Origin of the sequence: Streptomyces sp. WAC06614 (assembly GCF_003949795.1) — a bacterium.
Taxonomy (GTDB): Bacteria; Actinomycetota; Actinomycetes; order Streptomycetales; family Streptomycetaceae; genus Streptomyces.
This window is the reverse complement of the sequence record NZ_RPRY01000204.1, coordinates 1-12807: the sequence shown is the minus strand read 5'-3', so window position 1 is coordinate 12807 and position 12807 is coordinate 1. Positions and strand designations below refer to the sequence as shown.

The window sequence follows — 12807 nt, the reverse complement described above, 5'->3', positions numbered from 1 at the left end:
ACGCCCTGCCCGACAACGGCATCGGCTACGGCCTGCTGCGCCACACCGGCACGCACCCCGAGGCCGCGGCCGCCCTGGCCGCACTGCCCGCCCCGCAGATCGGCTTCAACTACCTCGGCCGTTTCGACGCGGCCGCGGGTGAGGGGACGGGCGCCGACTGGGCCCTGCGCTCCGACGCCGACCTCGGCGACGGCCGCGAACCCGGCATGCCCGTCGCGCACGCGCTCGACGTGAACGCGGTCACCCTCGACCACGCGGACGGCCCGCACCTGACCGCCGACTGGTCCTGGCCCGCGGCCCTGTTCACCGAGGACGAGGTCCGCTCCCTGGCCGAAGGCTGGTTCGAGGCCCTGCGTTCCCTGGCCGCGCACGCCGCGACCGCCGGGACGGTCGGGCTGACCCCGTCGGACGTGCGTCCGCTGGTGTCGGTCACCCAGGAGCAGATCGAGGCGCTGGAGGCCGACCACGGTCCCCTCGCCGACGTACTGCCGCTCTCGCCGCTCCAGCAGGGCCTGTTCTTCCACGCCGTCTACGACACCGAGGGCGAGGACGTCTACACCGTCCAGCTCGCCCTCGACATCGAGGGCACGGTCGACCGGCCCGCCCTGCGCGCCGCCCTGCACACCCTGCTGGCCCGGCACGCCAACCTCCGCGCGGCCTTCCGCCACGAGGGCCTGGACGCCCCCGTCCAGGTCGTCCCGGCAGACTTCGCACTGCCGTACACGGAGGTCGACCTGACCGGTCTGCCGGCCACCGAGCGGGACGCCGAGGCCGACCGCCTGGTGAGGCAGGACCGCACCCGGCGCTTCGACCTGACGCGCCCCCCGCTGATGCGCTTCACCCTCGTCTCCACCGCCGCCGACCGCCACCGGCTCGTCGTCAGCCACCACCACCTGCTGCTCGACGGCTGGTCCATGCCGGTCTTCCTCGGCGAACTGTTCACCCTGTACGCCGGCCAGGGCGACGGCACCGCCCTGCCCCGGGTGACCCCGTACCGCGACTACCTGACCTGGCTCGCCGGGCAGGACCGGAGCGCCGCCGAGGCCGCCTGGCACGAGGTCCTCGACGGGCTGACCGAGCCCACCCTCGTCGCCGCGCCCGACCCGTCGCGCGCGCCGCTACGGGCGGAGCACACCCGGCGGGAACTGTCCGAGGCCCAGACCGCGGCGCTCGCCCGCTGGGCCCGGGAGCGCGGGGTCACGGTCAACACCGTGGTCCAGGCCGCCTGGGCGATGGTCCTCGGCCGGCTCACCGGCCGCACCGACGTGGTCTTCGGCGGCACCGTCTCCGGCCGTCCGCCGCAGGTCCCGGGCATCGAGTCGATGGTCGGCCTGTTCATCAACACCCTGCCGGTCCGGGTCGCCCTCGACCCGGCCGAGCCGCTCGGCACCCTCCTGGACCGCCTCCAGGCCCAGCAGGCCGGCCTGATGGACCATCAGTTCCTGCCGCTGGCCGACCTCCAGCGGATCACGGGCCTGGGCGAACTCTTCGACACCCTCGTCGTCTTCGAGAACTACCCGCTCGACGCCGACGGGCTGCGCGACGCCGCCGGCGGCCTGGGCATCGTGGGCGGCGACAACCACGAGAGCACGCACTACCCGCTCAGCCTCACCGTTAGCCTGGGCCGTTCCCTCGGTCTCGACCTCGCCCACCGGCCCGACCTGCTCGACCAGGGCCGGGTGGACGACATCGCCGCCACCCTGGTGCGGCTGCTGGGCGAGGCGGCCGGGCAGGCGTCCGTCCCCGTCGGACGGCTGCGGCTGCTGCCCGCGGCCGACGAACGGCGGGTGCTGGCCGACTGGGCCGGCCACGTGACGGCCCGCCCCGAGCCGGAGCCGCTGACCGAGCGGTTCGCGCGTCAGGTGGCCGCCACCCCCGGCGCCACCGCGGTGATCTGCGGCACGGACCGGCTGACGTACGCCGAACTGGACGAGCGCTCCGCGCGCCTGGCACGGCTGCTCACCGACCGGGGCGCGGGCCCCGAGGGCTACGTCGCCGTGGCCCTGCCGCGCGGCGCCGACCTGCTGGTCGCCCTGCTCGCGGTGCTCAGGTCCGGCGCCGGCTACGTACCGCTGGACCCCGAGCACCCGGCCGAGCGGCTGGGCTACGTCCTCGAGGACGCCCGCCCCTCGCTGCTGCTGACCACGGCCGCGACCGCCGCGGCCCTGCCGGCCACCGGTACCCCGGCGCTGCTGCTGGACGATCCGGCCACCGGCGCGGCCCTCGCCGCGTACCCGGCCGACAGCACCCCGGTGCGCCGGCCGGCCGACGGGCGGACCCCGGCGTACGCCATCTACACCTCCGGTTCCACCGGGCGTCCCAAGGGCGTCGTCGTCCCGCGCGCCGCGCTGGACAACTTCCTGGCGGACATGGCCGAGCGGGTGCCGATGGACGCGACGGACCGGCTGGTCGCCGTGACCACCGTCTCCTTCGACATCGCCGCCCTGGAGCTGTACCTGCCGCTGCTGGCCGGCGCCGCCGTGGTGATCGCCGGCAAGGACGAGGTCCTCGACCCCGACGCGCTCGCCGCGCTGATCACCGGGCACGCCGGCACCGTCCTCCAGGCGACCCCGTCGCTGTGGCAGACGCTCACCGCCCAGGTTCCGCACGCCCTGACGGGCCTGCGGATGCTGGTCGGCGGCGAGGCGGTCCCCGGCGCGCTGGCGGCGGCCATGGCCGCCGCCGGCCGGTCGGTGCTCAACGTGTACGGGCCGACGGAGACCACGATCTGGTCCACCACCGCCGAGCTCGACGGCACGGCGGCCGCCCCGTCCATCGGCCGTCCCATCCTCAACACCCGGGCGTACGTCCTCGACGGCGCGCTGCGCCCGGCCGCCCCCGGGGTACCCGGCGAGCTCTACCTCGCCGGCGCCGGGCTGGCCCGCGGCTACCTGGGCCGGCCCGCGCTGACCGCCGAGCGGTTCACCGCCGACCCGTACGGCGCCCCGGGCACCCGGATGTACCGCACGGGCGACCTGGTGCGCTGGAGCGAGGACGGCACCCTCGAGTACCTGGGCCGGACCGACTTCCAGGTGAAGGTGCGCGGCTTCCGCATCGAGCTCGGCGAGATCGAGGCCGTCCTGGCCCGCCACCCGCGCGTCTCCCGGGTCGCGGTCGTCGTCCGCGAGGACCGGCCCGGCAGCAAGCTGCTGGTCGGCTACGTGGTCCCGGCCCCCGACGGCCCGGCGCCCGACACGGCCGAGCTGCACGCGCACGCCGCCGCCGACCTGCCCGACTACATGGTCCCGGCCACCTTCGTCACCCTGGACGCCCTGCCGCTGAACACCAACGGCAAGCTCGACCGCAAGGCGCTGCCGGCGCCCGACTTCTCCGACCGGCCGGCGGGGCGCGCCCCCGAGGGCCCGCGGGAGGAACTGCTGGCGGGCCTGTTCGCCGAGGTCCTGGGGCTGCCCTCGGTGGGCGTCGACGACAGCTTCTTCACCCTCGGCGGCGACAGCATCACCTCGGTGCAGCTCGTGGGCCGGGCCCGGCTGGCCGGCCTGGTGCTGACCCCGCGCGAGGTGTTCCAGCACAAGACGGTCGCGGCCCTCGCCGCCGCCCTGCCGGCGTCGGCGGCCGAGGAGCTGCTCGCCCCGGACCCGGACGGCGCCGACCCGGCGACCGGCCCCCTGCCCGCCACCCCGATCATCCGCTGGCTGCGGGACCTGGGCGGTCGCATCGACGGGTTCAACCAGTCGGTGACCGCGCCCGTCCCCGGTGACCTGACCCAGGACGCCCTGTGCGCCGTGGTGCAGGCCGTGCTCGACCACCACGACGCCCTGCGCGCCCGCCTGGTGCGCGAGGACGCCGCATGGTTCCTGCACGTGCCGCCGAAGGGCACGCTGCGCGCCGCCGACGTGGTCCACCGGATCGACGTCGCCGGCCTCGACGAGGCCGCCCTCGCCGAGCGGTTCGACGCCGAGGGCCGGGCCGCGCAGGACCGGCTCGACCCCGACGCCGGGCTGATGGTGCAGGCGGTCTGGTTCGACGCCGGACCGCAGGCCCTCGGACGGCTGCTGCTGATCGTCCACCACCTGGTGGTCGACGGGGTGTCGTGGCGGATCCTGATGCCGGACTTCATGGCCGCCTACGAGGCCGTCGTCGCCGGCCGGGAGCCCCAGCTCGAACCGGTGTGGACCTCGTTCAGGGAGTGGGCCCGGGGCCTGGCCCGCGCGGCCCTCGCCCCGGAGCGGGCCGCCGAGCTGCCGGTGTGGACCTCCATGCTCGACGGCTACCAGGAGCCCGCGCTCGGCGCCAGACCGCTGGACCCGGCCCGCGACGTGGCCGCCACGGCCCGGCAGTACAGCAGCACGCTGCCCGCCGACGTCACCGGTCCGCTGCTGACCACCGTGCCCACGGCCCTGGGGACCGGGGTGAACGAGGTGCTGCTCACCGCGTTCGCGCTGGCCGTCACCGAGTGGGACCGCGGCCGCGGCCGCAGCCGCGAGCAGGGCGTCCTGCTCGACCTGGAGGGCCACGGCCGTGAGGAGCTGCTCGCCGGCGTCCTGCCGGACGCCGACATCTCCCGCACGGTCGGCTGGTTCACCAGCCTGTTCCCGGTCCGCCTCGACCCGGCGGTCCCCGACGGCGAGTGGCAGGAGCTGCACGCGGGCGGACCCGCCGTCGGCCGGGCCCTGGCCCAGGTGGCCGGCCAGCTCGCCGAACTGCCCGACAACGGCGCCGGGTACGGGCTGCTGCGCCACCTGAACCCGCAGACGGCGGACGTCCTCGCCGCCCTGCCCGTCCCGCAGATCGGCTTCAACTACCTGGGCCGGTTCGGCGGCGGCGACGGCAGCGGGGACGACAACGGCGACGGGGGCCTCGGCGGCAGCGACGCCGCGATGCCCGCCGCACACGCCCTGGAGCTCAACTCGCTGGCCCAGGACGGCCCCGGCGGTCCGCGCCTGGTGGCCTCCTGGACCTGGCCCGAGGGGCTGTTCACCGAGGCCGAGGTGGCCGCGCTCGCCGAGGGCTGGTTCCGGGCGCTGCGCGCCCTGGTGGCCCATGCCGCGGACCCCGCGGTCCGGCCGGTGCAGGTGGTGGCCCCGCGTCCCGCGGCGGCCGGACCGGCGCCGCTCCTCGATCTCGACCAGGACGAGATCGACGCGTTCGAAGAAGACTTCGAGTTCTGAGTGGAGAGAAGCGACATGACCAAGCAGAAGCCGCGCCTGGAGGGCATCCTCCCGCTCTCCCCGCTCCAGCAGGGCCTGCTGTTCCACGCGCAGTACGACGAGCAGGGCCCCGACGTCTACACCATGCAGTTCGTCCTCGACATCGAGGGCGGCGTGGACACCGAGCGCCTGCGCTCCGCCTGCGCCGCCCTGCTGCGGCGGCACGCCGGCCTGCGGGCCGCGTTCCGCCACCGCAAGAACGGCGAGCCGGTCCAGCTCATCCCCTTCGAGCTGGCCCCCGACTTCACCGTCACCGACCTGTCCGGCCGACCAGCCGGCGAGCGGGCCGCGGCGGCCGAGGAGATCGCCGCCGCGGACCGGGCCCGCCGGTTCGACCTGGCACGCCCGCCGCTGATCCGCTTCACCCTGGTGGACCTGGGCGAGGGCCGCTTCCAGTTCCTCGTCACCGCGCACCACATCCTGCTCGACGGCTGGTCCCGGGCCCTGCTGATCGGCGAGCTCTTCGAGCTGTACGGGCTGCTGGGCTCCGGCTCCGACGAGCGGGCCCTGCCGGCGGTGACCCCGTACCGCGACTACCTCGCCTGGGTGGTCGCGCAGGACCGCACCGCCGCCGAGGACGCCTGGCGCCGGGTCCTGGACGGGGTGGAGGAACCCACCCTGCTCGCCGCCCCCGACGCCGGCCGCGCACCGCTCGCCCCCGCCCTCACCCGCGTGGAGCTGCCGGCCGCCGCCACCGCCGAGCTGGCCCGCTGGGCGCGCGGACGCGGCATCACCGTCAACACCGTGGTGCAGGCCGCCTGGGCGATGATCCTGGGCCGGCTGACCGGCCGCGACGACGTCGTCTTCGGCGGTACGGTCTCCGGCCGCCCGCCGCAGCTCCCCGGGGTCGAGTCCATGATCGGCCTGTTCATCAACACCCTGCCGGTCCGGGTCACCCTGGACCCCGCCGAGCCGGTCGGCGCCCTCCTGGAGCGCCTCCAGGACCAGCAGGCCGCCCTGATGGACCACCAGTTCCTGGGCCTGGCCGACATCCAGCGCCTCACCCCGGCGGCCGGTGAGCTCTTCGACACCCTCCTGGTGTTCGAGAACTACCCCGTCGACACCGAGGGCCTGCGCCGCTCCGCCGGCGGGCTGGGCGTCGTCGACGGCCGCAGCCACGAAGGCACCCACTACCCCCTGAGCCTGCTGGTGAACGCCGGCGAGACCCTCGCCCTGGACCTCAGCCACCGCCCCGACCTCCTCGACACCGCGGCGGCGCGCGCCCTCGGCGCCCGCGTACTGCGCCTGCTCGCCTCCCTGCCGGGCGCCGAGGACATCCCCGTGGGCCGGCTCGACCTGCTCACCGGCGAGGAGCGCGAGCAGGTCCTCGGCACCTGGAACGACACCGCCCACGACGCCCCCCTGGAGACGCTGCCCGCCCTGTTCCGGCAGACCGCCGACCGCCACCCCGACGCCGTCGCCGTCGAGTGCGCCGGCACCGCGCTGACCTACCGCGAGCTCGACTCCCGCGCCAACCGCCTGGCCCGGCTGCTGATCGCCCGCGGAGCCGGCCCCGAGCGGACCGTCGCCCTCGCCCTGCCCCGCTCCGTCGACCTGGTCACCGCCCTGTGGGCGGTGCTCAAGTCCGGCGCCGCCTACCTGCCCGTGGACGCCGGCTACCCGGCCGACCGCATCGCCCACATGCTCGGCGACGCGGCACCGGCCCTGGTCGTCACCGACCGCACCACCCGCCCGGCCCTCGCCGCCGCGACCGGCGACGACACCACCGCCCCCCTGCTGCTCCTGGACGACGAGGCCACGGCCGCCGCGCTCGCCGCGCTGCCCGACGACGAGGTCACCGACGCCGAGCGCACCGCGCCGCTGACCCCGCTCACCCCCGCCTACGTCATCTACACCTCCGGCTCCACCGGCCGCCCCAAGGGCGTCGCCATGCCCGGTGCCCCGCTCGCCAACCTCATCGGCTGGCACGAGGCGGAGCTGCCCGGCGGACCGGGCGTGCGCACCGCCCAGTTCACCGCCATCAGCTTCGACGTCTCGGCCCAGGAGATCCTCTCCACCACCCTGTCGGGCCGCACCCTGGTCGTCCCCGACGAGGAGACCCGCCGCGATCCGGCCGCGTTCGTCCAGTGGCTGGCCGAGCAGCGGATCAACGAGGTGTACGCGCCCAACCTGGTCATCGACGCGCTCTGCGAGGAGGCCGTGGGCCAGGGCCTGGACCTTCCGGAGCTGCGCCACCTCGCGCAGGCCGGCGAGGCCCTCGTCCTGAGCAAGCGGATCCGAGACTTCCACCACGGCACCGGACGCCACCTGCACAACCACTACGGGCCCACCGAGACCCATGTGGTCACCGCCGCCACCCTCCCGGCCGACCCCGACGACTGGCCGGCCCGCCCCACCATCGGGCGCCCCATCCGCAACACCCGCACCTACGTCCTCGACAGCGCCCTGCGCCCCGTCCAGCCCGGCGTCCCCGGTGAGCTCTACCTCGCCGGCGCCTGCCTGGCCCGCGGCTACCTGAACCGGCCCGGCCTGACCGCCGAGCGGTTCGTCGCCGACCCCTACGGCCCCGCAGGCTCGCGCATGTACCGCACCGGCGACGTCGTCCGCTGGACCGAGGACGGCGCCCTCGACTACCTCGGCCGCTCCGACCACCAGGTCAAGATCCGCGGCTTCCGGATCGAGCTCGGCGAGATCGAGGCCGCGCTCACCACCCACCCCGCGATCGGGCAGGCCGCCGTCGTCGCCCGCGAGGACCGGCCCGGCATCAGGACCATCGCCGCCTACCTCGTCCCCGCCGACGGCCGCACCGTGCCCGGCGCCGACGAGCTGCGCGCCCACCTCGACGGCACCCTGCCCGACTACATGGTGCCGTCCGCCTACGTCGCGCTGCCCGAGCTGCCGCTCACCCCCAACCGCAAGCTCGACCGCCGCGCCCTGCCGGTGCCCGACGGCGCGGCCGCCGCCGGCCGCGCCCCCCGCACCGCCCGGGAGGCCCGGCTGTGCGGGCTGTTCGCCGACGTCCTGGGCCTGGAGCAGGTCTCCGTCGACGACAGCTTCTTCGACCTGGGCGGGCACTCGCTGCTCGCCACCCGCCTGGTCAGCCGCATCCGGGCCGAGCTGGGCGCGGAGCTCGCCGTCCGCACCCTCTTCGAGGCCCCCACCGTCGCCGCCCTCGACGCCCGGATCGCCGGCGCCGGCCGCGCCCGCCAGGCACTGACCGCCCGCCCGCGCCCCGACGCCGTCCCGCTCTCGCCCGCCCAGCGGCGGCTGTGGTTCCTCGGCCGCTTCGAGGACGCCGGCGGCACCTACAACCTGCCGATGGCCGTGCGGATCTCCGGCGAGCTGGACGTGCCCGCCCTGCGCGCCGCGCTCGGTGACCTCGTGGCCCGCCACGAGTCCCTGCGCACCGTCTTCCCCGACACCGACGGCCGGCCCCGCCAGCACGTCCTGGACCCGGCCGACGCCGCTCCCGCCCTGCCGGTCATCGGCGTCGCCGACGAGGACCTGGACCGGGCCCTGGCCGCGGCCGCGGGCAAGGAGTTCGACCTCACCCGCGACCTCCCGCTGCGCACCCGGCTCTTCGCGCTCGGAGGCACCGAGTACGTCCTGCTGCTCGTCGTGCACCACATCGCCACCGACGGCTGGTCCATGGCGCCGCTGGCCCGCGACCTCTCCGAGGCGTACGCGGCCCGCTGCGCCGGCCGGGCCCCCGGCTGGGAGCCGCTGCCGGTCCAGTACGCCGACTACACCCTGTGGCGCGAGGAGGTGCTCGGCGACGAGCACACCCCCGGCAGCGAACTGGCCCGCCAGATCGACTTCTGGCGCACCACCCTCGCGGACCTCCCCGAGGAACTGGACCTGCCCGCCGACCGCCCGCGCCCGGCCCGGGCGAGCTACCGCGGCGACACCGTCGACCTCACCCTCGACGCCGCCACCCACCAGGCCCTCACCGCCCTCGCCCGCACCGGCCGCGCCAGCGTCTTCATGGCCGCCCAGGCCGCCCTCGCCGCGCTCCTGCACCGCCTGGGCGCCGGGACGGACATCCCCCTCGGCACGCCCGTCGCCGGCCGTACCGACCAGGCCCTCGACGAACTCGTCGGCTTCTTCGTCAACACCCTGGTGCTGCGCACCGACGTCTCCGGCGACCCCACCTTCCGTGAACTGCTGGAGCGGGTCCGCGAGGCGGACCTGGCCGCCTACGCCCACCAGGACGTGCCCTTCGAGCAGCTCGTCGAGACCCTCAACCCCGAGCGCTCGCTGGCCCGGCACCCGCTGTTCCAGGTCATGCTGTCCTTCCAGAACAACGCCGAGGCCACCCTCGCACTCGGCGGGACCCGCACGACCGCCCGGCCCGTGGGCCTGAAGACCTCCCACTTCGACCTGTCCGTCGTCCTCGCCGAGCGCTTCACCGCCGACGGCACCCCCGACGGCATCGAAGGCGGCATCGAGTACGCCACGGACCTCTTCGACCGCGCGAGCGCCCAGGCGCTCGCCGACCGGCTGGCCCGCCTGGTCGCCGACCTCGTCGCCGACCCCGACCGGCCCCTGTCGACCGTGGAGGTCCTCACGGCCGAGGAGCGCCACCAGGTCCTCGAAGGATGGAACGACACGGCCCGCGAGCACCCCACCGGGACGCTGCACGGCCTCTTCGAGGCCCAGGCCGCCCGCACCCCCGACGCCACCGCGCTGGTCTTCCGCGACGTCCGCCTCAGCTACGCCGCCCTCAACGGCTGGGCCAACCGTCTCGCCCGCCAGCTCCTGGCCGACGGCGTCCGCCCCGAACAGGCCGTCGCCGTGCGGCTGCCGCGCTGCGCCGAGCACATCGTGGCGCTGCTCGCCGTCATGAAGGCCGGCGCCGTCTATGTGCCCGTGGACCCGGCCTACCCGGCCGAGCGCATCGCCCACATCCTGGACGACGCCCGGCCCGTCGCCGAACTGGCCTCCGTCGCCGACCTGCACGCCCTCGACCGCGACCGCAACTGGCCCGAGCACGACCTGGGCGCCGACGAAGCACCCGGTGCCGGACACCCCGACAGCGCCGCGTACGTCATCTACACCTCCGGTTCCACCGGCCGGCCCAAGGGCGTCACCGTCCAGCACCGCAGTGTCGTCAACCTCTTCCACGACCACTTCGGCCGGCTGTACGCCGACGTGCTCGCCGCCGCCGGCGACCGCCGGCTCAAGGCCGCCCTCGCCGCCTCGTTCTCGTTCGACGCCGCGATCGACCCGCTGCTGTGGATGCTGGCCGGCCACGAACTGCACCTCATGGACGACGAGGCCCGCCAGGACCCCGCCGCGATGATCGCCTACGCCCGTGCGGTCGGCGGTCTCGACCACGTCGACACCACTCCCGGCCACTTCCAGCAGCTCCACGAGCTGGGTCTGACCACCGACCCGGACATCCGCCCGAGCGTGGTCGCCCTCGGCGGCGAGGCGCTCGGCGAGACTCTGCGCGCCGAACTCGCCCGCACACCCGGCCTGGTGACGTTCAACCTGTACGGGCCCACCGAGACCACCGTCGACGCCCTCGGCCAGCCGATCACCGACAGCGACCGCGTCCTGGTCGGCCGCCCCCTGGACAACTACCGCGCCTACGTCCTCGACGCGGCCCTGCGCCCCGTGGCGCCCGGTGTCGCCGGAGAGCTCTACCTCGCCGGCGCCGGCCTGGCCCGCGGCTACCTGAACCGGCCCGGCCTGACCGCCGAGCGGTTCGTCGCCGACCCGTACGGCGCCCCCGGCACCCGCATGTACCGCACCGGGGACCGGGCCCGCTGGACCCGCGACGGCCGCATCGACTGCCTCGGCCGCGCCGACGACCAGGTCAAGATCCGCGGCTTCCGCATCGAGCTCGGCGAGATCCAGGCCGTGCTGGAGACGCAGCCCGGCATCGCCCACAGCGCCGTGGTCGTCCGCGAGGACCGCCCCGGCATCCGCGAACTCGTCGCCTACCTGGTGCCGGCCCACGGTGCCGGAGCCCCCGAGCCCGAGCTGCTGCGCCAGAGCCTGGGCGGGCAGCTGCCCGACTACATGGTGCCGGCGGCCTTCGTCACCCTGCCCAAGCTGCCCCTGACCGTCAACGGCAAGCTCGACCGCACGGCCCTGCCCGCGCCCGGACCGCGTACCGCCCCGGCCGGCCGGCCCCCGCGCACCGCGCGGGAGGCGGCCCTGTGCGCGATCTACGGCGAGGTCCTGGGGCTGGAGCGGGTGTCCGTCGACGACAGCTTCTTCGACCTCGGCGGCCACTCGCTGCTCGCGATCCGGGTCACCGGCCGTATCCGTTCCCGCCTCGGCGCGGAGGTCGCCGTGCGGACCCTCTTCGAGGCGCCCACGGTGGCCGCGCTGGCCGAACGCCTCGGGGAGGAGGGCACCGACCGCCCCGCCCTGACCGTCCGTGAACGCCCCGCCGAGATCCCGCTGTCGCCCGCCCAGCGGCGCCTGTGGTTCCTCGACCGCTTCGAGGGCCCCAGCGCCACCTACAACATGCCGCTCGCCGTGCGCCTGACCGGCCCCCTCGACGCGGCCGCCCTGGAAGCCGCGCTCGGCGACGTCGTGGCCCGCCACGAGAGCCTGCGCACCGTCTTTCCCGACACCGGCGGCCGCCCGTACCAGCGGATCCTGTCGCCCGAGGAGGCCCGACCGGTCCTGGCCCGGGCGCCGTACGACGCCGGGACGCTGGCCGCCGAGGTCTCGCGCGGCTTCGACCTGGCCGCCGAACTGCCCGTGCGGGCCCACCTGTTCACCGTGGACCCCGCCACCCACGTCCTGCTGGTGGTCGTGCACCACATCGCCGGCGACGGCTGGTCCATGGGCCCGCTGGCCCGTGACCTCGGCCAGGCCTACGCCGCCCGCGCCGCGGGCTCGGCCCCGGCCTGGGAGCCGCTGCCGGTCCAGTACGCCGACTACACCCTGTGGCAGCGCGAGGTCCTCGGTGACGAGGACGACCCGGCGAGCGAGCTGTCCCGCCAGGTCGACCACTGGCGTGCGGCCCTGGCGGGCCTGCCCGAGGAGCTGGCGCTCCCGACGGACCGGCCCCGCCCGGCCCGCACGAGCTACCGCGGTGACACGGTCCCCTTCCGGGTCGGCGCAGACACCCTCACCCGCCTGGACGCGCTGGCCCGTACCTCGGGCACGAGCCTGTTCATGGTGGCCCAGGCGGCGCTGGCGACGCTGCTGCACCGGCTCGGCGCGGGGACCGACATCCCCCTCGGTTCGCCGATCGCCGGCCGTACCGACGAGTCCCTCGACGAGCTCGTGGGCTTCTTCGTCAACACCCTGGTGCTGCGTACGGACCTCTCGGGTGACCCCACCTTCCGGGAACTGCTGGGCCGGGTCCGGGAGACGGACCTGGCGGCCTACGCCAACCAGGACGTGCCCTTCGAGCGACTCGTGGAGGTCCTCAACCCCGAGCGGTCCATGGCCCGCCACCCGCTCTTCCAGGTCATGCTCGCCTTCCAGAACACCGGCGAGGCCACCCTCGACCTCGGCGGCCTGACCATCGCCCCCGAGGACATCGCCTTCGACGCGGCGAAGTTCGACCTGACCTTCCAGCTCGCGGAGGGGGAGTCGGGGTTGGAGGGCAGTGTCGAGTACGCGGTGGATCTGTTCGACCGGGTGACGGTGGAGTCGTTGGCGGGTCGTCTGGTGGCGGTGTTGGAGGCGGTCGCGGCCGATCCGG

General features: G+C 75.5%; 2 protein-coding genes. Both read left to right on the top strand.

Annotation, left to right across the window (positions count from 1 at the left end; translation table 11 throughout):
- The coding region (locus EF918_RS23995) for a non-ribosomal peptide synthetase (RefSeq protein ID WP_125650339.1) at positions 1-5132 on the top strand (5132 nt) is incomplete at its 5' end.
- 15 nt (positions 5133-5147) lie between these two features.
- On the top strand, positions 5148-12807 hold a 7660-nt coding region (locus EF918_RS23990; RefSeq protein ID WP_125650336.1), incomplete at its 3' end, for a non-ribosomal peptide synthetase.